Here is a 22,222-nt window from a genome sequence, read left to right as displayed (position 1 = left end):
CCTACGCCCGGTAGTCGCTGACCTGACCCGTAAACTCAGGATCAGGCGCGGGCCGGGATTGAATGAAGCGGAGGCCGAGAGGTCGCAGTGCAGCCGTAACCTCAGTGGTCAGAGACAGGGCACGCAGCAACGTCGGCGCGTAGCAGGTGACCTGAATCAATTTGGTGGTGGGCCTGAGACCATAAGCAGGCAGCGCAGTGTCGGAGACGGGCTGCAAGATGATTGCCTCTGCCTGCTCACCCGGCGGATCAGGATCACGCTCCAGGAAGATGGGTGGTCCCACTCCTGGAGGGAAAGCCTTCAGCAGGGCCACCCTCGCCGCGATGATGGTGCTCGCCAGATCAGCCATTTGGGAACACCTTCTCTATGGCAGGTCGCATGAACGGTTGCGCCCGCATGTAGCGGGTGCCGAATTCGACGAACGGCGCGTAGTTCACGTTGGTGCCCACGCGGTAATGCCCTTTGCCAATCTTCTGCACGTTGATGCTCTGGCGCAGGCGTCCGGTATCGACAGGAGCCAGCAGCACCATTTCGTTCCGGAGTTGCTGGGCTTTCACTGCCGCTCGCTGCTCAGCCAGTTGTATGACCGCAACCCGAATGTGCTGAGCACGGAAGGTGCCCATGCTCAGGCCTCAGGTTCAGGCTCTGCCGGGGCGTCTGACTCTTTGACAGGCGTGGCAGGCAGGTGGCCCGCCTCCTGGAGTTCCTGGGCGCGTTCGTCTGTGACCCGGATCAGATCACCCCGTTGATGGGTCTCCCCTGTATTGCGGTCTGTGAACCGCTTCTTGACTCGGTACTGTTCCACTTAAACCCCCTCACACACAGCGAGCGTGTAACTTGACCACGCTTCGACCCGGACGGCTTTCCAGTCACGGCCTCGCAGTCGCAGCCGCCCTCCCACTTGAAACAGTTGGGTGGGTGGCAGCTGCACGCGCAGACGTTCGACCCCAGCCGTCAACCCCATGCGTTCCTGCTCTTCTGCGCCCAAGGGTTGGACGCCGACGATGATTCCAGCATTGGGAATCCAGCTTTTGAGCCGCTGCCCCAGCGCGTCGGGTGTGCCGACGGCTTCAGTCAGAAGTTGTGCCACTTCTTCTGACACTGGCTTCAACTTGCCGCGTGGCACGGCCTACCAACCCAGCACGGTGATGGTGTAGTCGAAGTCGGTGGTCGTGCTGGACACGTCTGCAGCTGGCCAGCACTCGCGCAGCCGGAGACTTTCCCCTTGCAGGTAAGCGGCCACCTTCTCTGGGTCGATGTAGGTCTCACTGACTGAGCCTTCGGTGCGGGCCTTCACGGTGGCCGGGTTCATCAGATGGGCCACCGCTGCGGCATATGGATCGAGCAGCACCTGGTCTTGGCCACCGACCCGGCGCGTGACGCTCTGTTCATCCAGCAGGGCACCCCGTGCCGGTTCGCTCAGCTCAGGGGCATAGCGCTCCAGCACGCCCAAAGCAGCGGCCCGCTCCATTACTGCCCCGCAGCCCGGAGCGCGGTAATGGTGGCTTCACCGATCTGGGGAATCGCATCCAGCTCCGCGTCAGTCTTGGCCAGGGCCAATTCCAGCGTGGTCAGACCTGCGCCTTCCAGGGCAGCGCGGGCCGCAGGAGTCAACCCTTCAGGCAGAGGCCTACTGGGCGTGTCCTGGCCTGCTACAGGCTGCCCGTTGACCTCGGCCACCCCGTTGGGGCTTTGTGGATCGGTGGGCGCAGTGGGAACCCCTACCTCCTGCTTGGCCCGGTTCACGGCCTGGACAGGCTGAATGGTGGGCACACGCGGCACGTCGGTGATCATGCGGGCGCGGGCCGCTTCAGATGCCTTACTCACGATCAGGCCTCCTTAACAGTGCCGAGGGGATGCACAGGGCTGAGGGTTTTGACCTCAGCCTTGGCAATCGCAGCGTGGGTGATGTTGGCGGGCGCGGTCGGCGGCGTGTAGGCCGCCACATTGCGGTTAGCAATAGACCCAACTCGCGCCGCAACGGACGCTTTGCTGGCAGCCATTAGCCGACCTTGGCGTCGCTGAACTTCACCACGGCGCGTTCATCGACGACTGCCGCACCGGCCACGATTTCCATTTCGGCGCGGCGGACTGCACCAGCATCAGTGCGAGCGGTCGAGAAGCGCACGGGGCTGCGAGCGTCGAAGCCGTCCAGAGTCAGGCCCGTCACGCCGCCGACGCCGATGCCGACCACGTAGATGTCGGTGACCACACCGCTGGTGGTGTCGGAGGGGATGACTTCACGCTGTTCCACGGGGTACACCTGACGCCCGTTGACCGTCGTGGGCGTGCCGTAGATGTTCGCCATCCCCGAATCGATCATGGCCGCGCCCGCGATGGTCGTGACCTGCTGACGGTTGAAATAGTCGCTGATGGTGTTGGCCGCCACCAGTTCACCGGCGAGATCAATCGCGTTCTGAACATCGGTGTTGCCGATCACGACAGGCTTGAGGCCCAGCGCCACCATCTGACGAATTGCCTTGGTCAGCTTGGCGTAGTTGCGACGAAACACCAAGTTATTGCCGGTGTCGCTGATGGTCAGATCCAGCCCGGTCACGACGCTGTTGCCGCCGATGGCTTCGGCCAGCACGCTCAGGCCGTCGAATTCCAAGCCGTTGGCGGTACGGCTGCCGTTCACCAGCAGGTCGCTGTACCGGTTGCCGATGCCGGGGGCCATCGCTTCGATCTGGGCATCGATCTGGGCCGGATCGACTGCACCCAGCACCCGGTCCCACTCGTAGGCATCGCCCAGAATGGCGAGGTTGGTGGTGATCTGCGTTTCGCCGCCGGCGAACTTGGGCGCGTAATCGGTGTTCAGACCGCGCAGCTGTCCGACGCGGGCCAGTTGCTGACGCTTGTAGACCTTGGTGAGGTCACGGGTGGTGTCAAAGGTCAGCAGTTGCAGCAGGGCACTGGCCCGCAGGATGGCGGTGGCGACGTAAGTGCTGGTGTTGCTCTGCACGCGGCCTTGGATGTCGAGCAGGGCGGGGCGTCCGAAAATTTCATTACCTAGAGCCATATGAATACTCCTTAGAACTTGATGCCGTCAGCAGCCATCGCGCCAGCAAGGGTGCTGGTGTCGGGTGCATCGGTTCCCTGCACGCCACCCGCGCCGGGCGTGGTGGTACGGGCTGGGGCGAGAAACGGGAAATCTTTGAGCAGGGCCTTCACGTCAACAGCGCCGTCCTTGACGTGTTTTTCGTCATTGATCAGTTTCAGGGCGGCATTCACGTCCACCACTTCACCTTTCAGATCGGCGCGGTACCGAGCCTCGCGGGCTTCTTTGCGGGCCTCGTCGCGTTCACGTTCAGCCTCTTCCTTCTCGGCCTTGACGCGTTCTTCAGCACTGAGGGCAGCTTTCGCGGCCTCGGCTTTGGAGGCTTCCTGCTGCTGCTTCCGGTCACGGGCAAGTCGCTCGGCCACAATGCGGTCAACGTCGGCTTGGGTGAACGTGGTGCCCTGAGTTTCCGTCTGGGTGGACGTGGTGGGGGTTTCGGTCTCGGTGGTCTGAGTCTGGGTGTCGTCGTTCATGGTGGGCCTCCGCTGTTAGGGGCGCGTACCCCGGTGCCCCCACCTACAAGGCCGATGGGTGGGCCACAAAAAAGCGCCCCGGAAAGGGCGGCGAAGTTCGGCAGTCAGGTGTCGGTGAATCAGTTGAAAACGATGGCTTTGTTCGCCCACATGCTGGCCTCTTCCAGCTTGGTGTTCCAGCTTGGTGACTGCTAGGGAGCGTTCACGGCTGGGCGGCAAGGTACTGAGTACCGTGTCATGCGCTTGCTTCAGAGCTGCCCGTACAGTTTCAATTTGCTGGACCTGCTCAGGCGTAGGCGGCTGGTACTCGAAAGGATGTTTTGGACTCGTCATCTGAATTCCTCCGGAAGAACGGCCAGTGCCACACACCTGCACATGATCGGCTGGCCGGGATGCCCGTCGGCGGGCGGATCATCCCACGAGAAGGTTTTGCCATTCCTGGCGCGGTGTTCTGGACGCACCCGGTCATCTCCAGCCGTGTGCCAGATGTACTGGGTAATGCCCGCGTCCTGCTGACTCTCGCGCTGAGCGAAGGCTGAAGCGTTGCCCAGCTCATTGCGAACGATGGTGCCCGCCCGACTTCGGCTGACCTGCACCCGCTCTCTCAGCCGGGCCTGGATCTGCTGGACGCTCTGACCCCGCTCCAGGCCTTCCAGCAGGGCCGACTGCACTTCTTGCCGCAGCCGTTCCTGCTCAGTGCCCCAGTACCGCGCCAGGCGCTCCGCAGCGTGCCGCGTATAACTGATCTCAGCATCTGGGCGCACCCGGAACGCATCGATCACTGCTGGGGCCGCCCGCTGAACTGTCAGCATCTCGGCAAACGCTCCGATGCCATCCACCACAGACCCGCGCAGATGCAGCAGCAGATCATCAGGAGCCTGCTGAGTCACGGCCACCGCACGGTCAAAGGCATCCATCAGTTGATTGGCCCCAGCAATGCGGGCGATGGCTGAAGGGCGCTCACTCACTGCGCCGACCAGAGCAATCAGGTCAGCCAGCGAGAGATTGCTATAAGCAGCGGCCACCGAACGCAGTGCCCGCGCTTCCAGGCGCTTGCCCTCGCGTTCCAGACGGCGGGCAATGGCAGCAAGTTCGGGATTCATGGAGCTGGCCCCGCAAATGCCTCATCTCCGGGATAGGGCCGCTCACGCATAAACAGACGGTCCAGACGAGTCACCGCCCGTTCATTGGCGTGTGTCATGGCGCGTTCCTGGGTACCCTTCATGCCCTGCTGGATCGCGTCGTACTCCATCAGCAGCAGATGGGCAACCTCATGGCCCATGTTCCGCCACAGGTGCGCCCCATCATCGTGACGGGCAGGGTCATAGACCACCTTGGCCCGTAAGTAATCGATTCGGAACCACAGCACCGCTTCTCCAGTGCCGTCCTCACTGGGAAGCTCTTTGGCCTCTATCGGTTCCATCAACCATTCGGGCGAAGGTTGGAAAAATCCCCAAGCGCTGGCATAAGCACGCTGCGCCACACGGGCAGCAAAGTCAGGATCAATCATGCCTCGCCTCCCAGAGCACACAGCCGAACTCGCTAGGGGTCAGCATCCGGCCCCACTCGGCCTGGTCATTGCCCTCGCGCACCAGCAGCAACGTGTGGTCATCGCCGTACCCACTCTCAGTAGGACTGCCCTTGGTGAGCTGGCTGCAGAACCCTTCGTTGTACGGCGGATCTTCAGTCCAGAAGCGGCACCGCTCGCAGCGTTTACGCGGCTTGCTCATATGCCACCTCCCAGATCAGGTATCAGGTCAGCGGCTTCAGCAGCGGCAGCGGCCTGAATCATCTCGTCAGTGATCGAGTTAAATCCCGCCGTCTGAAGCTCCTGGAGCGCCACCGACTTGGGCAGCACCGCCTTGCTGAACAGGTCACCCACCTCACTGATCCGCTGAGTGTTATCCATCGCCCAGCGAGGCGTCAGGCTGGCCACCAGATCCTCAGGCACATTCGCCCCCGGCAGTCCAGAAGCCAGTTTGCAGGTGTCGGTCACTAGTCCAGCAATCGCATTGCACAGATCACGAATCAACGCCCGCGCCTTGGTCTGACGCTCTGCGAGGGCCACACCGGACAGGTTGCCGCCTGACAGGTCAGGACTCCGCAACAGATCCAGCAGCGCCTGCTTATCCGAGGTCTCGGCGGCCATGTGCGGGGCGAGGTCTACGCCATCCTGAACCTCATAAGTGTCATTGGTACCGATGATCTTCAACTGGCGCGGTCCGACTTTCTTCAAGGCGTTCAGCGCAGCGTCGGCCATCGCCTTGATCACGCCCTGCACCTTGCCCAGCAGCAGATCCCGGTACATGTCGCTCTTGACCACGCGCTCCGGCCAGCCTGCGTTCTCCTGCACCGCGTTCCGGTTCACAGCGGTTTTGGCATAGCGCCGGAAAGCAGGCAGGCATTCAGGCACCAGCCCAAACGGTTGCCGGTGGGCGTCACGCCGGATGACCAGGAAGGCCAGCGGCAGACGCCCCTGAGCATGGGCCTGGGGATAGGGTGTCGGCTCCCCAGCGGCATAGTCTTTCCAGTCCTTGACCGTTGGGAAAATCTCCAACAGGCCAGCGCTGTAGCGTCTGACCTGATATTGAGTCTCATCCCCAGCCGCCACCGGCAAGACTTGGAGCACGGCCACCACTTTCAGCGCGTTGGTCGGGCTGAAGATCGGGTACAGGTAGCCGGTCAATGCCTCGACTTCCAACTGGCCCGCTTCATTGATCCGGGGAAACAGCGCCAGTTTGGCCGTGACCAGCGCATCGACCGCCAACAGGCGCACCAATTCAGAGGTGAAGATGCTGTCTACGCCCGCATCATCAGCGCTATCGGTGGTCCAGTTGATGCTGGCCGCACTCACCGCGTCGGCAATCTCACCTGCCCCACGTCCCAACTCATTGGAGAAATGCCCATTGCTGGGCAGGAATTCAGCCGGGGCCTGAGGAAACAACAGGGTGAGCTGGGCCGCCAGGCGGTTGGAAAGAACGTCGCGGGCTTCGCTCTCCAGCAGCTGCGCCCGCGTGGCGTATTCAAGATCGCCCTTCGAGAGGGGATACGGATTAGTTGTGTCCATGTGCCCCCCTACCAGCCGTCCAGGCTGCCTGCGCCAATGCTGGCGTGCTCAGTCGAATCTGCGTACATCACGGCGTAGCGCAGCATGTCCATCCCGTCATCGCCCTTCTTGACTGGGCGCTCTTTAAGCATTTCGCCATCTTTGCCCTTCTGTTTCTCCCACACGTACTCATCGATCTCTTCCACCGTGCATGTTGGCCCTTCGGCCAGCCCGGTCTCACCGTCAATCAATGCCGGATCCTGCTCGATCAGCGCACCGCGCATCACGAACAGCCGGGGTGGGGTGCCTGGGCCTCCCAGTCGGTCTTGCACGGCCTGGATACCGCTGCTCACCCGCTTGTCGGCAGGCATGGTGGTCACACCCAGTTCCTGTTCCAGGGTGGCGCGGTCTTCAGCGTCATGATCGGTAATCAGGGCCTCATACCACTCGCCCTTGCTGTACTCGGCAATCTGGACAGCATGGTCGCGCACAGTGCGCCGGGTGCGATACAGCTCGCGATACAGGTACAGCGCCCCATCTGGGTTGATAGCCCACCAGCCACAGACAAACGGGTGAATGAACCCGAAGTCGATACTTCGGAAGCGCCGCCAGTCAGACGGAATGGGGAACGGGTCAATCACATGCACCGCTTCATCGAAGGTGTCGAAAACCAGACCCTCTGCAGCGGCCCACTTCCCGTACCTCAGACGATCCCGGCGAGGCCCGGTGAGCTTATCCAGACGGGCCATATAGGACTGACCAAACGGCGTGATCTCGCCCCGGCTGCTGAAGAGTCGGGGGTTCTCTTCATGGCGGGACAGCAGACGCGTGGTCAGGCCTGCATCCATCCGTTTCTTCAGCCAGTGCGAGGGCGGCCCAGGGTTGCAGTCTCCAAAGAGCTGCTGATACGGGATGACACCGTTGCGGAGACGGGTGCTCAGGAACTCCCAATCGTTCAGGGTGAGTTCGGTTGCTTCCTGAACATAGATCGCGTCGAACTCAGCGCTCATCAGCTTGACCGGGTTATCGATGCCAGCCACGATGATCTCCGACTTGTTCGCGTACACGTAGGACTGGCGCACGTTGCGCTGCTGGTTGCGAACGTTGCAGCGGGGCTTGACGTGCTGCTCGAAGGTTACAAGGGCTGTTTCGGTCAGGGCTGCTCGAAACTTCCGGACGATGGCGAGACGGCAGCCAGGATATTTCTCGGCCAGTGCGTTGATCTTCTCCAAGGCGACTCGGCTCTTGCCGGTTCCGGCGGGGCCGTCAATCATGAATTCATCGACCTGGCAGCGCAGCACGTCCAGTGCGGAGCCACGCGGGAAATAAACACGAGCACCTGGCAGCAACGCAGCGGTCACAAGTCATCCTCGGAGAGTCCTGCAATGTACTTAACACCCAGGTCGACCTGACCCGAATGCTCAGTGCGATCGGTGAATAGCTTGTGGTGCTTACCGATCAGTTCAAGCGCCCGCACGTTGTCCTGACGCTTAAACTTCAGACCGTGCTGGGTGTATTCCACAGACTCAATAGCGAACAGCACGCCATGATCGGCAGCAGCTTCTAGCGAGGGCACCACTCGGCGGCGCGTCTCAGTCCCCGTCTGAGTCTCATAGGTAGCGTCTGGATTCAGAGCCAGCTGCACTTCCAGATCGGCAATCTCAGCTTGCCTTCTCTGGATCTGACCCTTCAACAGTTCCGGATCAATCCTATGCATCTGAGCCACTTGGGCTTCCAGGTGATCAATCTTCAGCTGCAAGGGGCGGGCCTCGAAGACCGGCACGGTGTATTCCTCTTCTTTGAGGAACTGGTCACCACCCGTGCGGGCGAGTGCGGTCAGGCGCTGCATGACTTCATCGGCGGGCATGTACTCACTCATGCGGGCCTGCACATACGTCTGCACTTCAGGACGTTGCAGGATGCGCCAGCCTTGGCGGTGGTCTTTATAGCCAGCAGCGCGTGTGGCTGCAGCTTGGTTCAAGTTGACGGCGAAGTAGTGCTCAACAAAGAGGCGGTGCTGAGGCTTGAGGGCCGCGCCCAGCTCGTCAACAGTTTTGGATGGGGTGTCAAGTTGCTGTACCACTGCGCGGTCACCTCCAGGTGAATAAGATTGGGGAATGAGTCCTTACCAACAGATTGAACTGACCGAAGACACCACCACACTGTCTCCCTACCAAGAGAACGGGCGCAGTTATGTACGAATCACTGTGGCGAAAACTGGGGTAGGCGACGGCGCGAAACTGATGGGTGGGAAGGACAAGATGGTCAGCATCACCACGGCCACCAAGGGTGGAACACATGGATTCCTGAAGTGGGAACCCATGACCACCTTCATTGTTGAAGAAAGCGCCTGATCACCACACCCGGCTGATACCTCGGCACCTGCCCGATAAATGGCTCACGCTCCAGGCCCAGATCTGGCAGGTACCAGGGCGTGGGGTCACGTTGCTTCCATTGTTTGGGCGTGGTCTGCACTCGGCCCCGCGCCTCTTGCTGCATCAGCCAGTCACGACGGTCATCCGACTGAGACAGATGTGAGGTGATCTGGGCACGGCGAGCGGCCCGCTTCTGCGCTTTCTTCGACATCGGCAGGCCTCCCTGTAGGCAATGAAAAACCCCCACCGCTTTGGTGGGGGTCACTGCTCTGAATCTACAAATAGAGTAGGTCAATCGTTGGATTTCTGCAAGCTTAAGAGGTGAGTGGCTGCCTGAGGGTCACCTAGCAGCTGCGCTACCGTCAGCACGGCCACCGCGTAAGCCATCGCCTGCTGTCGGTGAGGACTCCACCCACCGCGCTCATCGGCCAGACTCGCCAGCCCCATGCCCCGCTGAATCGGCCCCAACATCGGGTCTTCAGCCTTCTTCATGGCCTCCTGGACAGCACGTTCAGAGAGCCAGCCTAATGGGGTTTTGATCTCGGTGTAGCGTGTCACGCCTGCTGGTGCAGCGTTCCAGTTGCCCACTACTGGGATCATCTGCCGCCCGCTCGCACGGGCTGGCCCACTACCGACCACCAGCATCCCGCCGTTCTCACGGGTGTCCTGATGCCGCAGTGCCTGATACCACGCTTCAGCATGGGCACGTGCTGACTGCATCTGCTGGCGTGCGCTGATGAATTCCCGAACTGCGGGGCCGGGACCAGCGACCCGGACAGCGCGGCTTCTCTTGGTTCCGTTCGTCAAGTGCGCCTCCACTGGGCGAGAAAGGGTAAGGGTCATGGGCGCTCCAGAGGACAGCCCTGGTGGTGGTCGAACCGCCGCCCGCACATGCGGCAATGAGAGCGGCCCTGAAGCTGGCTGTAGAACTTGGCGAAGGCCTGTATGTGTGGCTCAAGCTGCCCAACAGCCTCACCAAATGCCCTCACCGATTCAGTCATCTGAATCAGACTCTTGGCCAGCGGCGAGGGGTAGCGCTCAGCCAGCAGCCGCCTCAGCATCGGATCGCTGACCGGCTTCATCCATTCCCCCACTTGGCACGGTCAAGCTCAGTCAGGAAGTCTTCAAGGGTCTGCCAGTACGGGCTACGGTTCGGCATCAGCACGCGCACCCACCAGTTGCGGGCGAAGTTCCACCGGTGAACGACCAACGGAATCTTCTGCTGCCCAGCATCAGCCTTGGCCTGTGCGTCCCACTTGGCCAGCTGCTTAGCACTGAACATCTGGCAAGCGGCGCTCAGCTTGCATTCAATGTGGAACGCATTCAGTGAGGGGCAGGCCACGTCAGGACTGTCCTTGCCGCCCTTGTATTGCACCCCTCGGCTGGCTGGGTAACCCAGCTCTGTCAGCGCCCGCGCCAGCTCACGCTCACCCTCTTTACCCTTCCGGTTGCCGTTGACGGCTTTCTTCTTAATGCTCACGCGGCCCTCTGCTGGGCCAGGTACTCGCGCAACCTCACGCGGGCCTCTTCGTAGCGGGCGCGGGTCGCGGCACTCCAACCTGGGCGGTGCTGCCCCTCCAACCACGTCAGCACGGCAGCGGGCGAGTAGTAGTGGGCATGGAAAGCTACCCGGTCCTGCACCGAGGGCATCCCGCGTTTGCGCCAGCAGGGCAGGGTACCCAGTGGGACGCCTGTCAGGTCGGCCAGCGCGTTGCCCGTCAGGTATCCACGCGGCTTGCCCCTGGGAGCCACCGGAATGGGCAGGCGGGCCACATCCTGCGGGTGATACCGGAAAGCGCGGCCCGTCACGCCCAGCACCCGCACCCGACGCACCCCATGTGGCTCCACGCGACGCAGGAACATGACCTTCGTGATGCCCAGTAACTTGGCCGCATCCACCGCACTCAGCCAGCCGTCATGCTCGGCGTCACGGGCTTGCAGGTCGCCATCCCACAGCGCCACCACTTCTGCCGCCTGATCCATGGTCAGGGTGAAGCAGATCCCCCAGTGCCGGGGCGTAAGGCCCAGTTGCCGGGCGCGGGTGATGATGGTCGCGCCTGAGACGCCCACCTGACGGCCCACCACCGCCACAAACATCTCCCCTTCAGGCGGCAGGTTCAGGCCCAGATCCGCAGCACGGCGATTCACCGCAGCGAATGAAATACCCAGGTCATACCCGATTCGTTTGTAAGAGTGCCCCTGACGAAGACGCCACCTCAGGCTCTGGAGTTGCCGTTCATCCCAGATCACAGTGCCGCAGGGCCTGCGCCGCACCTTGCCCGCTGCTTCCGGGTTCACTGCTTCCCCCCTGCCATGATCTGCTCAGCGGTCAGGGAGGTAGCCGACTGCACATCATTGGCAATCGCGGCCAAATTGGAGGCGAGGCCCGGCAGATCCATCCAGAGGGCGTACTGGCAGGCGTCCATGAGTTCCTGCACCAAGTGCACCGCTTTGGCCTCGTGCGGCTGGTAGTTGTCGTCGAGCCGCTGGCCGTACTTGGCAACTCCCGCTGCCGTGCGTTGGCGCACGCATTCGCCCAGCACTGGATTCAGCAGGTGACGGGCCTGGTCTTCGATGGTCGGCTGAAGGATGCTCACTGGCCCTCACCTGCCTCGGCCTGAGCAGAGCGAGCGGCTTCGTAGAACGCGTTCGACACCATCACATCGTCTGGATCGCACTCCTGAGCCGCTTCACGCACCCGGCTCAAGTTCTCCTGTACCCACGCCCGCACCGCGTCCTCGTCATCTGGATGGATCTCGTCAGGCAGGTACAGGCGAATGTTGAAGATGTCCACCAGCACCACGGCGTTCCTTTCGGCTTCTTTCGGCTGATCGGCATTCATCGGCATCAGTTCCCTCCAGTCGAGTGGGCGTAGAGGTCGGTCAGGGCATAACGCAGCTGCCGGTTCAGGTACAGAACCGCCAATGTCGCCAGATGGAAGTCCGCCGTTTCCGGGAACTGGAACGCGGGCAAGAAGACGCTGGTACCCGTCACCTCATGCGTCTCGCCGTTCCACAGCCGCTCTAATCCCTCCCAGTTGAAGGGCAGAATCTCGACATTCATCATGCTCATGCCCTGCGGAATCGGCGGCACGGCCATATCCCGGTAGGCAGGCCAGGCCTTCACGCGCAGCGCCTTCAGGTTGTGCTCTCGGGCTTGCTTGACCAGGGCCGGGTCAGCATCCTTCAGGCCGATCAGGTAAGCGCACAGCTTGGCGAGGCGCTCGCCCTGATAGGCCTCAGGGAACTGGAAGGTGTAGGGATCACCTGCTACCCAATGGATGCCGAGGCGGGCCGCGCACTGGTAGTAGGCCAGCAGGCCCGATTCTTCCTCACCGTGCAGGCTGATGCTGTCTTGTTTCAGGTTGGCCCACTCGGTATCGAGTTGATCCTGGATGTCCTTGATCCGGATGCCGGGGGCTGCCGTCGTCTTCTTGGAGCTGCTGCCGATCAGTGCCATGAGTTCACCTCGGGTGACAGAGTTGAGGTATTAGGTGACAGGTTGAAAAATGAACCTGTCACCCCCTTTTTTGCCGTGCTAGCCAATGGGGAGCTGTATCGGGTGACAGATGACAGGAAAAAACCTAGAGACTTCCCTATATGGGCCTCTATGTGTGTTTTCGTCATGTGCTTATAAAAAAAGCTGTCATCTGTCACCCGTAAAGAAATACGGCGTGCTGTACAGGGTTTTACGGGTGACAGGTTGAAAGATGAACCTGTCACCACTGGGCAAAAGCTGTCACCTGTCATCAGTCATCCCACCCTGTAGGGGTAGTGCTGAGCATCAGGTTGGTAAAGAGGCGGGCAGTTTTCGTGCGCTGACGATCCACGGGCTTCCCGAAATAGCGCCCTGCAGCCATCAATTGTTTAGTAAAGCTGGGAGCGCTGAGAGGCTTGTGGCCCGTGCGTCCGCACCACTCGCGGTAAGCGGTGTACAGCTCGTTATTGGTGACGGTGGCGTCGGGAACGTAGCTGCACTCTTCGCGCAGGAACCCGATTACGCGGTTCGATTCCTCTACGATCTCGCGGGCTAGGGCCGTGCCGTCGCTGTTCGGGAATCGCATCATGTTTTCGCGCAGGATCTTCAGGCCGTCCAGCATCCAGTTCAGGACACCGGGCAGCTCGTCAGGGTGGGTGAGGCGTGCTTCCAGGGAGGGGTCGGGCTTCTCCGGCTTGACGTTGAAGGCCACCGGCAGAAAGCGGCGCATCAGAGAGGTGTTGCTGGTGTCATCGCCCAGAAACGGCATGACGTTGCTGAGGATGATCAGCTTCATGTCCAACTTGGCCGTGAATGGGGTCTTATTTTTGACATCAATGCTGATCTGATCCTCACCAGTCACGCGCTTGAAGGGCAGCCAATCCACGTTGCGCTGCAACTCGGACACCACGCACAGGCGTTTGCCGACGAGCGTGCCCACCAGAAAGGAACCGTCTTTGATGTTCTCAAGGGCACTGCTGGTGGCGAGGTTGCCGAGTACCGCCTGGAGCACGCGCACGAAGGTCGACTTCCCGGTACCGCCATCACCCACCAGCAGTAGCGCCCGCTGCGGCGAGGTGTCACCGGTCAGGCACAGGCCTGCAAATTGTTGGAGCAAGAGTCGGTCTCCAGCTTCCGGCACGGCCTGGCGCAGGAAGTCATTCCATTGGTGCGCCACGATCTCAGGTCGGTAGGCCGCAGCGCTCTGGATGATCGAGAAGTATTCGGGCGTGTGCTCGTACAGCTCGTCAGTGTCCAGATTGAGAATGCCGGTGCGGGTGTTCAGTTCCCATGCACCCTGATCGACGGTGCGGCTGCCGATGCCCACGTCACGCCCGATCTTGGTCATGATTTCGGTGACTTCGGTATTTTTGACGGTGTAGCCGAACTTCTGAAGGGTCAGGTCAACGGTCTGGGCCATGACCTCATCCGGTTCCTCGTGATACACGCCGTCCTCATAGCGCCACCAGGTGCGCCAGATCTGGTGGTAGCGGTACATCAGGCCGGACTCTGCAAAGCTGGCCAGCACAAGATCGCGGTAGTCGGCCAGCTTGGGTTTATCGGGCAGGGTGGCGGCCACCGCTGCCGACAGTTCACCCTGCCCGTCGGATTTTCCAATTGTGCCGCGTGCGCCCTCCGGAGGCGTCCAGATCCCGACTCGGCTCAGGTCACGGGGTTTGGCCTTGCCATCAGTCAGGCCGGAATGCACCGTGTCCCGAATCTCGGTTGGATCTAGGCCGATGGCTTGGGCCACTTCAGTGAGTTCCTGGACGGCCTGCACTTCATCCAGAATCCCAGCGCCGATCAGGGTGCCGAGGCTGAAAGCGCTCTTGTTCAACTGGTGGTTGCGGCCACCCTCGCCGGTTCCGCGCAGCGCGTCCAGTTCTTTCTTGAGGGCGGTCTGGGCGTAGCGCTGCTGAATGGTGTCGGTGTCAGGCCGGATCGGGGCATTCGTGACCGGCAACGGTGCGGGCGCGGGTTTGGGCTTTTCGACTTCCAGGAAGGGGGCGAGGGCGTCACGCTCAGCCCAGGCATCGGCATCTTCCCAGAGGACTTGCACCGGCAGAGGGCGCTCCGGATTCTTGAGGTTCTGAGTACCGGGCAGCCTGAGAATGCGGGCCACATCGATGCTCTTGGAATCGCCGCCGAAGGCCAGCATCAGGCCCCGGTTGTAGGCCTCGGTATCTTCTGGGGTGCTGCGGGCGCGGCGTGCCCAGTAGACCTGCAAGCCGTGCCCCGAATCGACAACTGCGCGAGGGGGAAGGTTGCGTGTCTCGCAGTCAGCCAGCACTTGCTTCAGCAGCTCTTGCTTGTAGCCTGCCAGTTCGTCAGCCGACATGTTTAGCACGTCGGTCTGACCGTCCAGCAGGGCGGGGTGGTCTTTCAGATCGATGTCTACCCAGACCAGGTGTGTGGGGTGGCAGTTGGTGGCTTTGCCGTCGGATGTGTCTTTGCGGAGACTGACACCCCAGTAGGCGTCACGGCCTTTGGGCACGTCGCTCAGGTGAAAGACATTGGGATGCTCTGGAAAACAGGGCCAGGGCATCCAGGCGCGGGTACCGCCTTTCAGGAAGCGGAATTCGACCTGTCCAGCTGGGGGGGTAGACCCCCCATACAGGAGGGCCACCCATTGAAGGGGGGTTGGTTGAGTCACTGCATTGCCTCGAACAGTCCCGGCATGAACCATTGGCCAGGAGGAACAGGAACCACTGGGACGCTCACGACAGGCAGCGGCTCAGGCTCAGGGGCGGGTTCAGGTGCCAGGGCGTAAGTGCCGGGGCGCATCAGGTGTTCACCGTGACGGCTGGCCAGCACGAATGCCCCGGTGCCCTCAAAATGAGGCAGCACGCCCTTGACGACTCCGGCCCCATGTACGGGGTGGGTGATCAGGGTGCCCACTTCAGGGAGGTCGGTGGCAACGGTTAGGGTGGCCGCTGCCTGTGCCCGCAACTGGCGGTACTCGGCCATCGTGTAGCACTTGACGGTGCAGCCCTGAGACTCCATCAGGCGCGTGAATTTCTCACCGAATCCCTCAGGTGTGTCGCACGTGCTGGCGTGCAAGAAGCCGCGTGAATTGAAGGCCTGCAAATAGTTCATAGCCAGTCCTGTGAGGTGAGGTGGCCGTACTGGGGTGGCCGCGCATCAATGGCGCTGCGGTACTGACGTTGCACCTCCGCTTCGGTCGCTTCATCCACCCACCAAAACCCCTGTGCGCCTCGGCACTGCACCGGGCGAGGTAGCGCAATGGTCTCGCTGAGCTGGATGTGCAGAGCGCCCTCGCTGGCCCACACCGAACGGCTGGCCCGCGTCACGCCCGCGATGCAGGCCACAGCCACGATGCCGGGAGTGATGAAGTGCTGGGCATGCAATTTCTCGCCGCCTGCCCGCTGCGCGAGGTTCAGGGCCGCAGCGTCAGGCAGTTCGCCGCCCAGCCGGGCGTGAATGTCGGCAATGCTGCTGGTGAGGTAGCGCCAGCCCTGATTCTTGCCCCGCACTGGAGCGGCGCCGCCGTGAATGGCGATGACCTGGCCGACCAGCTCGTGCAGGCCCATGAGTTCGGCGGTGCGCTGATCCCAGTCTCTGTTCTCGATGTCCTTGCCCGCATGAGCAATGGCCCATGCCCAAGGCTGTTTCAGGGTCAGGGCTTTCACAGTGGTCTCCAGATCCCACGCAATTCGCGCACGGTGTTGAGCAGGGGCACACCCTGGAAGTCAGGGCCGCGTGTTCTGTCAAATCCGCCCGAGGGGAAGAGTTCTTCCGGACGGATCGCGAAGAGATAGGGATTCGCGTAGCCAGCGCACTCAAAACGCAGCCACTCATCGTGCGGCTTACCCGAAGATGCTTTTTCCAGTCCAAAGCAGAACTCTGCGACGTACCAGCGCAGTTCGTAATCAGTCGCACCACGCTCGGACAGCATTGCCCACGTCACGCCGGGATGGCAGCTGGCAAGCGCCCAGTCGAGACACTTCTCAGCATAGGTGCGCGGGCTGCGAGGTTCAGGCTTGAACAGCATCACGCCACACCGTCCAGATCCATGCGCTTGAAAGCTTCTTTGATCTCGCTGAGGCGGGCCAGCGCAACAGGCGCAGGGGCTTGAGCAACAGGCTGAGGCGCTTGCGCCACGTTGTCTGCCCAGAACACCTCGCCCTCCGGAGCGTCCCAAGGGTCAGGCTGGGCAGCCGCCTGCGCCACACGCGCTGCCAGTCGTTCTATGGCCGCGTGTATTTGCAGGGGTGCAGGTCGCGCCAGCCGCAGCATCAGTGTGCTGGGTTCGTCCGGTGCATCGCTGGCTGCATTGGTCCACCACGCCACCACGCGCAGAGCAGACACGATGACTAGGTGCGCCTTGGCCCGTGTAATCGCCGTGTAATACCACTTGCGGGCCATGTCATCGCGCACCTTGGCGGGCTGCATGATCAGGACGCGGCTCCAGTCCGACCCCTGAGCTTTGTGGACGGTGATCACGTAGCCCAGCTGCACGTACTTCTCCACATCATCTTCCGGGATGTCGATTTCCCGGCCCGTGATTTCGATGGTCAGGTGCGGCACGGTCTCGCCTTCCTGGACTTCCCAGTTGCCCGCGGAGTCCCGGCGCTGTACCAGCTTGGGCTTTGAGCGCATGCCCACCACGCGCCCGGTCTGGCCGTTGAAGATGTCCAGTGTGCTGCTGTTCTTGATCACGATGATCTTGTCGCCTTCCCGGATCTCGGCCTGCACCAGCGGGCGGCGTGTGCGCGGATCGGTGCCCAGCTTCCAGCAGGCGTATTCGAACAGCGGGCGGCCATGCGGGTTGATGATGGCCTGAGCGCGGAGGTTGTACCGCTCCACGTCCTCATTGCGCCAGCTGATCGTCTGCCACGCCTCGAAGTCCTGACCACCGTGGGTGCGGATCAGTTGGTCAAACAGCGCGTCCAGATTGCCGGGATCCACGCCGAGGTGCATCTCGACGCAGCCAGCCGGTGCAGGGCGGGAACGGTTCAGCACGCCTTCAGCCATGTGCAGAATGCCCTGCTGGTCTGCCTGACGGTAATTGCGGGAGAGATGGGCGCGGGCTACCCCATATCGAATCAGGTCAACGAACGGGATGCCGTAGCCGATGGGGGGCAACTGATTGTCATCACCAACCAGCACGAGGGTGGCCCCTTGCATCAGGCGGCTCACGATGGCCCACAGCAACCAACCGGGCAGCATGGAGGATTCGTCGACGACAATCAGGTCTTCGGCCAAGAATTCGACAGTGAAGGCTTTTTTCTGGAAGCCCAGTGCCTTGTGAATCGTCGAAGCCTCCGCCTGCACGTTGTACTGGTCGAACGCCTCGCGCATCCGGTCAGCGGCTTTCCCAGCGAACGCCATGCCGCGCACACTGTGGCCCTCTGTGAGCTTGCACAGCGCCAGGGCAGCGACCACATGCGTTTTCCCGCAACCTGCACCGCCTGTCAGCAACAGCACCCGGTTGGCGAGGGCAGCCCGTACAGCGTTGGTCTGCACCTCATCCAGCCCAAGGCGTTCACAGATGGCCCGCTGTGCTGGGGTCAGTTCTGCCAGCGCCACAACCCCACCGGTGGGCAAGAGACGCATCCAGCGTTCCAACCCCTTCTCTGCCTCCAGTTCTTCCGGCAGCCAGCAGCGGCCTTCCTCCACATCGACGCTGGCGTACTGGTGGGCCGGGTCGAACAGGTTCAGCTTCACGCGCTCAGCAGCAAACAGACGTTCAGTGAGAACGCCTGTCGTTTCGAGAATGCTGCGGTTGCCCGCGTGGTGGCGGCGCACGTCGTCAGAGCTGATGGCAAAGTCGGTCAACGCGATCTTGTCGGCCTTCTTGAAGCCGATGCCGTCCACCTCGATCAGGCTGTAGGGGTTACGTTCGATGGTACCGAGGGCGATATGGGGGTCGCCTTCACCCAATTCTTCGACGATCTTTTTGCCCAGCTTGGAACCAATTCCGGACAGCTCACGTATGGCTCTCTGAGGGTCGGTGCGGTAGTAGAGCGGTGAACGGTCTAACATAGTGGAACCTCCTACGAGGGGCTAAATAGGACTCCTGCGTTTGCTTGGCGGCGGCGCAGGAGTCCTGTTGTTGGGTGAGGGAGGCGGCTTAGAAGGGCAGGTCTACGGCTTCGCTGGGGCTGACTGGGAACTCGTTACCCTTGGGAGCCGGAGCCGTGCGAGCGGGAGTGCGAGGGGCTTGCTGGGCAGGTGCGGCAGCCTGAGCCGGAGCCGGTGCAGCCTGACGGGTGGGCTTCACGGGTTTCTGGGCCGCAGCGATCTGCATGACCTTGGCGATTTCGTTGCCCTGTTTTTCGCCGTTGTCCCACACGCCCACCACGAGGCGGCGCTGGACGCCAAGCATTTCGACCTTATTGACGGTCAGGCTCTTCACTTCAATCTTCTCGGGACGGCCCTGATCGTTGACGCTGCTGATGTGTTCGACCAGTTCGGCGTAGCTCTGGATGAACTCGCCCAGATCCAGGTCCAGCAGGCCCGCGTTTTCGTTGGTGAAGGCCTGACCCGCGATTTCGCCTGCTCGCTTCCAGAAGGCGCTCTTTTCGTTCCACTTCATGTTTTTGGGGAAGCCGAGGTAATCGGTCAGCTCGAATTCGGTGCCGTCCTCATCCACCCACTTCCAGACGAACATGATCTTGGGTGCGCCTTCGGGGGCGTACTGGCTGGGCTTGCCCATCATGACGATCGCTTTGTCGAGGGTCATGTCGTAGGTGCCTTCGGGGAAGAGGGTGCGCTCGAAGGTGCTGCTTTCCTTGCTTTGGCCGGTGAGTCCCATGATTGTTCTCCTGTGGTGCCCCGGTTGAGGGTCGGTGGGGCGGGTGCTGAGAGGGTGTGCGGCGGGTCGCTGGGCTGATCGGCGTTGGATGGATGCGCCGCCCCCGAGGTGGGCTAGGGATGGACGAGCCGCAGCGTCGGGAACTCACGCCGCTCGATGGTCTGTCCGTCCTTGATCACGCGGATTTCGTTCAGGCCATGACGCCGCAGGTAGAAGGCGCGGATGCTCAGGGCGGGGCGATGGTGCAGGCTGCCGTGTGCAATGCAGGCCGCACGGGCGCGGTCATGGTTGATTCGCAGGCCACGTGATTCCGGGACAGTGGAGAGCTGTTCAGTGCCGCTCAGACGGGTGATCACGTACATCAGGTCACGTCCTTTTGGGTGTTCAAATCGCGGGCTTTGTCCACGGCGTAGGCCAGCATCAGGAAGAGCGCGGTGCAGATCAGGCCGAAGATCATGCGCGGACCTTCCGGCTCAGGCGGTTCTTGGCGGTGTCACGCAGCACCAGCAGCACAAACAGCGGGGTGAGCAGCAGGCTTTTCACCGGCGCACCTCGCAGCTTTGGCAGATCGAGGCAGCGCTGGGGTGGCCGCAGGCCTGGCAGCGCTGCAAGGTTTTGGGCAGGTAGCCCAGTTCATCGATGGCGCGGAGAAGGTTTTCGATAACGACCACGGACTGCTGCTCACGGGCCTGTGCCTGCTGATAGCCGGTGATCGTCGCGTCCAGTTGGGCCAACTCATCCAGCAGGCCAATCCGCTGCTCAGCCAGGCGATCCAGAGCGCTTTCACGCTGCTGGGGTGTCATGGGCTTGCTGCGGGCTTTTTCGGTCAGCTCAGCCAGATCCGGGGCGTAAGAGGTAGTCATGCCAGCACCAGCACGAACAGGGTGCTGCCCAGTGCGGTCAAGCCCAGAATCTTGCCCACGTGGGGCAGAGTCAGGGCCACCGTGCAGGCCATCTGGAAGAATTGGCGGTTCACGCTGCGCCGCCGTTGCTGGAGAGCATCAGCGTGCCGTCACAAGCGGAGTCGTCAGCCTGAATGCCGGGGCAACGGTCACCGCTATACAGGTAGTGGCTCAGAGGCTGCTGGTAGCCGCAGCAGACGCACACGGCGTGGGTGTAGCCCTGCTGACGAAGGGCAAACTCAGTGAGGCTCAGCGCCTTGTCACCGATGGCATTCAGGCGGGCGTCACGAGTGGGGCGGTGTGGTAGCGTGGTCATGTTCAAAACCTCCTAAAGGGGTGGCCGCGTCTGATCCACGCGGCCTGTTTTTTGCTTCAGGCCGAATTGGCCGTGAGGCTGAGGTTGGGGAGGGGCGCGGTGGCCCCCAGTTGTTCGGCTTCCCAGGCGGCAAGCGCGGCGGGTGGGATGCGGATGGTTCGGCGGGCGGGGCCGACACGCACGCAGCCGAGGCGTCCAGCCTTGATCTCGGTACGCACAGTTCTGGGATCAACGGCCCACAGCGCGGCCACTTCTTCAACGGTCAGGTAAGGATTCACGCAACACCGCCTTTAGAGTTTGTAGTCAGCAATAAATCACAGGGATCACAATTTAGAGCTTTAGCAAATTCAGCCAGCCGCTCAACGGTGACATTGCCTGCCTTACCGCTCTCTACGTCGCTGATGTAGCTTGACCGCGCCGCTTTACCAAACATCCTCTCTGCGAGTTCTCGTTGGTCCAGGCCGCACCGTTCACGTGCGGCGCGGATATTCTGGCCTACTTGGTTTCGCATGCCTTAGAGTTTATAGCAAACTATAAAGACCGTCAACCCCTTTGGAGTTTGTCGCCAACTGTCTACCGATACAGGGAACTATAAATTACAGTTAAGCGTAAAGGGGAGCATGTACACCGTTCCAGTGCTTCCCAGAGGAGCTTTTGTGCCTGACGCCCCAACTCAACCCATGACCCGCGAAGAGGCCGGGGCGTATTTCAAACAGCTGAGGCTAAGTAGGAAATTGCGCCTTCAGGACGTAATCGAGGGTACAACCATTCCGAACGTTCAGTATCTCAGCGCTCTGGAAGGCGGGCGATACAACATTTTGAACAGTGAGCATTTCCCCTCATTGGTGCAATTCTTCCGCTTACCGCGTGAGGAAATCGAGCGCATCCGTCCGGGCACCATTGTCGAGATTGTGGCTGCCCCTGAAGTTGTGATTGTAGTTGAGCCAAAGCAGCGCCGCCCCCTACCAGATGAACTTCAGCAGGCCGTTGAGATGTACAGTACCCGTTACCCGGATCTGGCAAAACCTGAATGGCAGGACTACCTGGCGAGCTTCAAAAACCGCTCTATGGAAGCTGACACCCCCGAAGACTGGTTGGATTTCTACCGAAACCTTGTGCGGTTCGGTGTGCAACCTGGACAGGAAAACTAAATGCGTGAGGCCACTGCACAATTCTTGGCCGCATCTGATCGGGAACATGCCAAATACGACTACGAGCCAGATCCTCGCAAGTTGGCCGAACTCATGGGTATTCGGGTCATTCCTGGCACGAAGAACAAAGCGAGCAAAGGCCCACCCGCGCTGATCCAGATGGCGCGGGACCTACACGTGGCCCGCTGGCGCTTCACGCTGCTGCATGAGATCAACCATGTCATTGCCCAGCGTGAGGGGCTAGAAGAGGCTATTGCTGCCGAAGTAGATGAAGAGGACGCTGAGCACCACCTAGAGGCCGTGATGAACCACGGCGCAGCGCGGATGATCATGCCTGATCCACTAGTCAACATCGTCCAGCAGATGTACGGCAATACGCCGCAAGCCATTGTGAACCTGGCGATTGCTGGGCAGGCCAGTCTGCCCGCTGCATTGCACCGTTTCATCAGCTCTGACGTGGAAGCGCAACGGGCAGCATTCATCACGAGTGGCAGCTATATCGCACATGTGGCGACGTGCAACACCCGTCTCCCCTTCTGGCGCTATGAACGGGTGCCTGAGATTGGGCTGGTGTTGCCGGAAGCCAAACTCTTTGCGGTGCCCAAGCGATTGGCGACGTGCGTGGGGCTTGTCACGTTTTGAGGAG

General features: G+C 61.5%; 38 protein-coding genes. 3 read left to right on the top strand and 35 right to left on the bottom strand.

The genetic code is table 11. The features are described from left to right. Position 1: 1 nt before the first annotated feature. From F561_RS0105665 to F561_RS0105590, 16 genes are read right to left on the bottom strand one after another with little or no spacing between them, the layout of a single operon-like run. Positions 2 to 349 carry a hypothetical protein gene (locus tag F561_RS0105665; protein ID WP_019008982.1) on the bottom strand — a complete coding sequence of 116 codons (348 nt, stop codon included), beginning with the start codon at positions 347 to 349 and terminating at the stop codon, positions 2 to 4. After that, positions 342 to 623, bottom strand: coding sequence for an HK97-gp10 family putative phage morphogenesis protein (locus tag F561_RS0105660; RefSeq protein ID WP_019008981.1), 282 nt, complete (start codon positions 621 to 623; stop codon positions 342 to 344). Before F561_RS0105660 ends, F561_RS0105665 begins: the two co-directional genes overlap by 8 nt. Positions 624 to 625: 2 nt before the next feature. Continuing rightward, positions 626 to 805 (bottom strand): hypothetical protein, encoded by a 180-nt coding sequence (locus F561_RS0105655; protein ID WP_019008980.1) that lies wholly within the window; start codon positions 803 to 805, stop codon positions 626 to 628. Beyond that, on the bottom strand, positions 806 to 1,090 hold the full coding sequence (locus F561_RS0105650) for a hypothetical protein (RefSeq protein ID WP_019008979.1): 285 nt from the start codon (positions 1,088 to 1,090) through the stop codon (positions 806 to 808). Positions 1,091 to 1,129: 39 nt separating this feature from the next. Beyond that, complete coding sequence (locus F561_RS0105645; RefSeq protein WP_019008978.1) at positions 1,130 to 1,471, bottom strand: hypothetical protein; 342 nt, start codon at positions 1,469 to 1,471, stop codon at positions 1,130 to 1,132. Further along, on the bottom strand, positions 1,471 to 1,827 hold the full coding sequence (locus F561_RS0105640) for a hypothetical protein (RefSeq protein ID WP_040379944.1): 357 nt from the start codon (positions 1,825 to 1,827) through the stop codon (positions 1,471 to 1,473). Before F561_RS0105640 ends, F561_RS0105645 begins: the two co-directional genes overlap by 1 nt. A gap of 2 nt (positions 1,828 to 1,829) precedes the next feature. After that, entirely contained in the window at positions 1,830 to 2,003 is a 174-nt protein-coding gene (locus F561_RS28680; protein WP_019008976.1) for a hypothetical protein, read from the bottom strand. Beyond that, positions 2,003 to 3,019, bottom strand: a complete 1,017-nt coding sequence (locus F561_RS0105630; RefSeq protein WP_019008975.1) for a hypothetical protein — start codon at positions 3,017 to 3,019, stop codon at positions 2,003 to 2,005. The genes F561_RS28680 and F561_RS0105630 overlap by 1 nt, the downstream gene beginning before the upstream one ends. Positions 3,020 to 3,030: 11 nt before the next feature. After that, positions 3,031 to 3,531: a DUF4355 domain-containing protein gene (locus F561_RS0105625; RefSeq protein WP_019008974.1), complete on the bottom strand. Its 501-nt coding sequence runs from the start codon at positions 3,529 to 3,531 to the stop codon at positions 3,031 to 3,033. Positions 3,532 to 3,546: 15 nt separating this feature from the next. Continuing rightward, positions 3,547 to 3,864, bottom strand: a complete 318-nt coding sequence (locus tag F561_RS30695) for an Acb2/Tad1 domain-containing protein (RefSeq protein ID WP_483782823.1) — start codon at positions 3,862 to 3,864, stop codon at positions 3,547 to 3,549. Next, complete coding sequence (locus F561_RS27090; RefSeq protein ID WP_019008972.1) at positions 3,861 to 4,634, bottom strand: phage minor head protein; 774 nt, start codon at positions 4,632 to 4,634, stop codon at positions 3,861 to 3,863. The genes F561_RS30695 and F561_RS27090 overlap by 4 nt, the downstream gene beginning before the upstream one ends. Beyond that, positions 4,631 to 5,041: a hypothetical protein gene (locus tag F561_RS0105610; protein ID WP_019008971.1), complete on the bottom strand. Its 411-nt coding sequence runs from the start codon at positions 5,039 to 5,041 to the stop codon at positions 4,631 to 4,633. Before F561_RS0105610 ends, F561_RS27090 begins: the two co-directional genes overlap by 4 nt. Beyond that, entirely contained in the window at positions 5,034 to 5,261 is a 228-nt protein-coding gene (locus F561_RS0105605) for a hypothetical protein (RefSeq protein WP_019008970.1), read from the bottom strand. The genes F561_RS0105610 and F561_RS0105605 overlap by 8 nt, the downstream gene beginning before the upstream one ends. Continuing rightward, positions 5,258 to 6,598: a hypothetical protein gene (locus tag F561_RS0105600; protein WP_019008969.1), complete on the bottom strand. Its 1,341-nt coding sequence runs from the start codon at positions 6,596 to 6,598 to the stop codon at positions 5,258 to 5,260. Before F561_RS0105600 ends, F561_RS0105605 begins: the two co-directional genes overlap by 4 nt. 8 nt (positions 6,599 to 6,606) lie before the next feature. Next, positions 6,607 to 7,938, bottom strand: a complete 1,332-nt coding sequence (locus F561_RS0105595; RefSeq protein WP_019008968.1) for a phage terminase large subunit — start codon at positions 7,936 to 7,938, stop codon at positions 6,607 to 6,609. Continuing rightward, positions 7,935 to 8,660 carry a terminase small subunit gene (locus F561_RS0105590; RefSeq protein WP_019008967.1) on the bottom strand — a complete coding sequence of 242 codons (726 nt, stop codon included), beginning with the start codon at positions 8,658 to 8,660 and terminating at the stop codon, positions 7,935 to 7,937. Before F561_RS0105590 ends, F561_RS0105595 begins: the two co-directional genes overlap by 4 nt. A gap of 34 nt (positions 8,661 to 8,694) precedes the next feature. Here F561_RS0105590 and F561_RS0105585 point away from each other — a divergent pair, with 34 nt between their 5' ends. Beyond that, positions 8,695 to 8,931, top strand: coding sequence for a hypothetical protein (locus F561_RS0105585; RefSeq protein ID WP_019008966.1), 237 nt, complete (start codon positions 8,695 to 8,697; stop codon positions 8,929 to 8,931). On the opposite strand, the gene F561_RS0105580 is transcribed toward F561_RS0105585, so the two are convergent. The 19 genes from F561_RS0105580 to F561_RS27785 all read right to left on the bottom strand — a co-directional run bounded on the left by F561_RS0105580 (position 8,909) and on the right by F561_RS27785 (position 20,936). After that, positions 8,909 to 9,163 (bottom strand): hypothetical protein, encoded by a 255-nt coding sequence (locus tag F561_RS0105580; protein WP_019008965.1) that lies wholly within the window; start codon positions 9,161 to 9,163, stop codon positions 8,909 to 8,911. The two genes, F561_RS0105585 and F561_RS0105580, sit on opposite strands and share 23 nt — an antisense overlap. Before the next feature lie 80 nt (positions 9,164 to 9,243). Then, positions 9,244 to 9,795 carry a hypothetical protein gene (locus tag F561_RS0105575; protein WP_019008964.1) on the bottom strand — a complete coding sequence of 184 codons (552 nt, stop codon included), beginning with the start codon at positions 9,793 to 9,795 and terminating at the stop codon, positions 9,244 to 9,246. Continuing rightward, the gene (locus tag F561_RS0105570) at positions 9,792 to 10,034 is read right to left on the bottom strand and encodes a hypothetical protein (RefSeq protein WP_019008963.1); all 243 of its coding nucleotides are present in this window, start codon (positions 10,032 to 10,034) and stop codon (positions 9,792 to 9,794) included. Before F561_RS0105570 ends, F561_RS0105575 begins: the two co-directional genes overlap by 4 nt. Further along, complete coding sequence (locus F561_RS0105565; RefSeq protein WP_019008962.1) at positions 10,031 to 10,432, bottom strand: putative PDDEXK endonuclease; 402 nt, start codon at positions 10,430 to 10,432, stop codon at positions 10,031 to 10,033. Before F561_RS0105565 ends, F561_RS0105570 begins: the two co-directional genes overlap by 4 nt. Continuing rightward, complete coding sequence (locus F561_RS0105560) at positions 10,429 to 11,250, bottom strand: hypothetical protein (RefSeq protein ID WP_019008961.1); 822 nt, start codon at positions 11,248 to 11,250, stop codon at positions 10,429 to 10,431. Before F561_RS0105560 ends, F561_RS0105565 begins: the two co-directional genes overlap by 4 nt. Further along, positions 11,247 to 11,549, bottom strand: coding sequence for a hypothetical protein (locus tag F561_RS0105555; protein ID WP_019008960.1), 303 nt, complete (start codon positions 11,547 to 11,549; stop codon positions 11,247 to 11,249). The genes F561_RS0105560 and F561_RS0105555 overlap by 4 nt, the downstream gene beginning before the upstream one ends. Further along, positions 11,546 to 11,800 carry a hypothetical protein gene (locus F561_RS0105550; protein ID WP_019008959.1) on the bottom strand — a complete coding sequence of 85 codons (255 nt, stop codon included), beginning with the start codon at positions 11,798 to 11,800 and terminating at the stop codon, positions 11,546 to 11,548. The genes F561_RS0105555 and F561_RS0105550 overlap by 4 nt, the downstream gene beginning before the upstream one ends. Next, positions 11,800 to 12,411: a hypothetical protein gene (locus tag F561_RS0105545; RefSeq protein WP_019008958.1), complete on the bottom strand. Its 612-nt coding sequence runs from the start codon at positions 12,409 to 12,411 to the stop codon at positions 11,800 to 11,802. Before F561_RS0105545 ends, F561_RS0105550 begins: the two co-directional genes overlap by 1 nt. Before the next feature lie 289 nt (positions 12,412 to 12,700). Next, complete coding sequence (locus tag F561_RS0105540; protein ID WP_169389492.1) at positions 12,701 to 15,082, bottom strand: DNA primase family protein; 2,382 nt, start codon at positions 15,080 to 15,082, stop codon at positions 12,701 to 12,703. Beyond that, on the bottom strand, positions 15,079 to 15,525 hold the full coding sequence (locus F561_RS0105535) for a hypothetical protein (RefSeq protein ID WP_019008956.1): 447 nt from the start codon (positions 15,523 to 15,525) through the stop codon (positions 15,079 to 15,081). The genes F561_RS0105540 and F561_RS0105535 overlap by 4 nt, the downstream gene beginning before the upstream one ends. Beyond that, the gene (locus F561_RS0105530) at positions 15,522 to 16,079 is read right to left on the bottom strand and encodes an ASCH domain-containing protein (protein ID WP_019008955.1); all 558 of its coding nucleotides are present in this window, start codon (positions 16,077 to 16,079) and stop codon (positions 15,522 to 15,524) included. The genes F561_RS0105535 and F561_RS0105530 overlap by 4 nt, the downstream gene beginning before the upstream one ends. After that, entirely contained in the window at positions 16,076 to 16,441 is a 366-nt protein-coding gene (locus F561_RS0105525; protein WP_019008954.1) for a hypothetical protein, read from the bottom strand. Before F561_RS0105525 ends, F561_RS0105530 begins: the two co-directional genes overlap by 4 nt. Then, a complete protein-coding gene (locus tag F561_RS0105520; protein ID WP_019008953.1) occupies positions 16,441 to 18,435 on the bottom strand; it encodes an AAA family ATPase in 1,995 nt (664 codons plus the stop codon). The genes F561_RS0105525 and F561_RS0105520 overlap by 1 nt, the downstream gene beginning before the upstream one ends. Before the next feature lie 88 nt (positions 18,436 to 18,523). After that, positions 18,524 to 19,207 (bottom strand): hypothetical protein, encoded by a 684-nt coding sequence (locus F561_RS0105515; protein ID WP_019008952.1) that lies wholly within the window; start codon positions 19,205 to 19,207, stop codon positions 18,524 to 18,526. Between the two features lie 113 nt (positions 19,208 to 19,320). Continuing rightward, complete coding sequence (locus tag F561_RS0105510) at positions 19,321 to 19,569, bottom strand: hypothetical protein (RefSeq protein ID WP_019008951.1); 249 nt, start codon at positions 19,567 to 19,569, stop codon at positions 19,321 to 19,323. 177 nt (positions 19,570 to 19,746) lie between these two features. Then, positions 19,747 to 20,070: a hypothetical protein gene (locus F561_RS0105495; protein ID WP_019008948.1), complete on the bottom strand. Its 324-nt coding sequence runs from the start codon at positions 20,068 to 20,070 to the stop codon at positions 19,747 to 19,749. Between the two features lie 109 nt (positions 20,071 to 20,179). Continuing rightward, positions 20,180 to 20,425 carry a hypothetical protein gene (locus F561_RS0105485; protein ID WP_019008946.1) on the bottom strand — a complete coding sequence of 82 codons (246 nt, stop codon included), beginning with the start codon at positions 20,423 to 20,425 and terminating at the stop codon, positions 20,180 to 20,182. 56 nt (positions 20,426 to 20,481) lie between these two features. Then, on the bottom strand, positions 20,482 to 20,703 hold the full coding sequence (locus F561_RS0105480) for a helix-turn-helix domain-containing protein (RefSeq protein WP_019008945.1): 222 nt from the start codon (positions 20,701 to 20,703) through the stop codon (positions 20,482 to 20,484). Further along, the gene (locus F561_RS27785) at positions 20,700 to 20,936 is read right to left on the bottom strand and encodes a helix-turn-helix domain-containing protein (protein ID WP_040379939.1); all 237 of its coding nucleotides are present in this window, start codon (positions 20,934 to 20,936) and stop codon (positions 20,700 to 20,702) included. The genes F561_RS0105480 and F561_RS27785 overlap by 4 nt, the downstream gene beginning before the upstream one ends. Before the next feature lie 169 nt (positions 20,937 to 21,105). On the opposite strand from F561_RS27785, the gene F561_RS0105470 reads away from it, so the two are divergent. Together F561_RS0105470 and F561_RS0105465 are read left to right on the top strand one after the other, a co-directional pair. Next, positions 21,106 to 21,576 carry a helix-turn-helix domain-containing protein gene (locus tag F561_RS0105470; RefSeq protein WP_019008944.1) on the top strand — a complete coding sequence of 157 codons (471 nt, stop codon included), beginning with the start codon at positions 21,106 to 21,108 and terminating at the stop codon, positions 21,574 to 21,576. Continuing rightward, a complete protein-coding gene (locus tag F561_RS0105465) occupies positions 21,577 to 22,218 on the top strand; it encodes an ImmA/IrrE family metallo-endopeptidase (RefSeq protein WP_019008943.1) in 642 nt (213 codons plus the stop codon). The last annotated feature ends 4 nt before the right edge of the window (positions 22,219 to 22,222 follow it).

The organism is Deinococcus aquatilis DSM 23025 (genome assembly GCF_000378445.1).
Classification (GTDB): domain Bacteria; phylum Deinococcota; class Deinococci; order Deinococcales; family Deinococcaceae; genus Deinococcus; species Deinococcus aquatilis.
The sequence above is the reverse complement of the archived record's forward strand: the minus strand, read 5'-3'. Positions and strand labels throughout refer to the sequence as shown.

What these genes read in the sequence shown, in the direction of transcription:
- F561_RS0105665 (WP_019008982.1), bottom strand. Translation starts at nt 349, where the DNA reads ATGGCTGATCTGGCGAGCACCATCATCGCGGCGAGGGTGGCCCTGCTG.
- F561_RS0105660 (WP_019008981.1), bottom strand. Translation starts at nt 623, where the DNA reads ATGGGCACCTTCCGTGCTCAGCACATTCGGGTTGCGGTCATACAACTG.
- F561_RS0105645 (WP_019008978.1), bottom strand. Translation starts at nt 1,471, where the DNA reads ATGGAGCGGGCCGCTGCTTTGGGCGTGCTGGAGCGCTATGCCCCTGAG.
- F561_RS28680 (WP_019008976.1), bottom strand. Translation starts at nt 2,003, where the DNA reads ATGGCTGCCAGCAAAGCGTCCGTTGCGGCGCGAGTTGGGTCTATTGCT.
- F561_RS0105630 (WP_019008975.1), bottom strand. Translation starts at nt 3,019, where the DNA reads ATGGCTCTAGGTAATGAAATTTTCGGACGCCCCGCCCTGCTCGACATC.
- F561_RS0105625 (WP_019008974.1), bottom strand. Translation starts at nt 3,531, where the DNA reads ATGAACGACGACACCCAGACTCAGACCACCGAGACCGAAACCCCCACC.
- F561_RS30695 (WP_483782823.1), bottom strand. Translation starts at nt 3,864, where the DNA reads ATGACGAGTCCAAAACATCCTTTCGAGTACCAGCCGCCTACGCCTGAG.
- F561_RS27090 (WP_019008972.1), bottom strand. Translation starts at nt 4,634, where the DNA reads ATGAATCCCGAACTTGCTGCCATTGCCCGCCGTCTGGAACGCGAGGGC.
- F561_RS0105610 (WP_019008971.1), bottom strand. Translation starts at nt 5,041, where the DNA reads ATGATTGATCCTGACTTTGCTGCCCGTGTGGCGCAGCGTGCTTATGCC.
- F561_RS0105605 (WP_019008970.1), bottom strand. Translation starts at nt 5,261, where the DNA reads ATGAGCAAGCCGCGTAAACGCTGCGAGCGGTGCCGCTTCTGGACTGAA.
- F561_RS0105600 (WP_019008969.1), bottom strand. Translation starts at nt 6,598, where the DNA reads ATGGACACAACTAATCCGTATCCCCTCTCGAAGGGCGATCTTGAATAC.
- F561_RS0105585 (WP_019008966.1), top strand. Translation starts at nt 8,695, where the DNA reads ATGAGTCCTTACCAACAGATTGAACTGACCGAAGACACCACCACACTG.
- F561_RS0105580 (WP_019008965.1), bottom strand. Translation starts at nt 9,163, where the DNA reads ATGTCGAAGAAAGCGCAGAAGCGGGCCGCTCGCCGTGCCCAGATCACC.
- F561_RS0105575 (WP_019008964.1), bottom strand. Translation starts at nt 9,795, where the DNA reads ATGACCCTTACCCTTTCTCGCCCAGTGGAGGCGCACTTGACGAACGGA.
- F561_RS0105570 (WP_019008963.1), bottom strand. Translation starts at nt 10,034, where the DNA reads ATGAAGCCGGTCAGCGATCCGATGCTGAGGCGGCTGCTGGCTGAGCGC.
- F561_RS0105550 (WP_019008959.1), bottom strand. Translation starts at nt 11,800, where the DNA reads ATGCCGATGAATGCCGATCAGCCGAAAGAAGCCGAAAGGAACGCCGTG.
- F561_RS0105545 (WP_019008958.1), bottom strand. Translation starts at nt 12,411, where the DNA reads ATGGCACTGATCGGCAGCAGCTCCAAGAAGACGACGGCAGCCCCCGGC.
- F561_RS0105535 (WP_019008956.1), bottom strand. Translation starts at nt 15,525, where the DNA reads ATGAACTATTTGCAGGCCTTCAATTCACGCGGCTTCTTGCACGCCAGC.
- F561_RS0105525 (WP_019008954.1), bottom strand. Translation starts at nt 16,441, where the DNA reads ATGCTGTTCAAGCCTGAACCTCGCAGCCCGCGCACCTATGCTGAGAAG.
- F561_RS0105520 (WP_019008953.1), bottom strand. Translation starts at nt 18,435, where the DNA reads ATGTTAGACCGTTCACCGCTCTACTACCGCACCGACCCTCAGAGAGCC.
- F561_RS0105515 (WP_019008952.1), bottom strand. Translation starts at nt 19,207, where the DNA reads ATGGGACTCACCGGCCAAAGCAAGGAAAGCAGCACCTTCGAGCGCACC.
- F561_RS0105510 (WP_019008951.1), bottom strand. Translation starts at nt 19,569, where the DNA reads ATGTACGTGATCACCCGTCTGAGCGGCACTGAACAGCTCTCCACTGTC.
- F561_RS0105495 (WP_019008948.1), bottom strand. Translation starts at nt 20,070, where the DNA reads ATGACTACCTCTTACGCCCCGGATCTGGCTGAGCTGACCGAAAAAGCC.
- F561_RS0105485 (WP_019008946.1), bottom strand. Translation starts at nt 20,425, where the DNA reads ATGACCACGCTACCACACCGCCCCACTCGTGACGCCCGCCTGAATGCC.
- F561_RS27785 (WP_040379939.1), bottom strand. Translation starts at nt 20,936, where the DNA reads ATGCGAAACCAAGTAGGCCAGAATATCCGCGCCGCACGTGAACGGTGC.
- F561_RS0105470 (WP_019008944.1), top strand. Translation starts at nt 21,106, where the DNA reads ATGACCCGCGAAGAGGCCGGGGCGTATTTCAAACAGCTGAGGCTAAGT.
- F561_RS0105465 (WP_019008943.1), top strand. Translation starts at nt 21,577, where the DNA reads ATGCGTGAGGCCACTGCACAATTCTTGGCCGCATCTGATCGGGAACAT.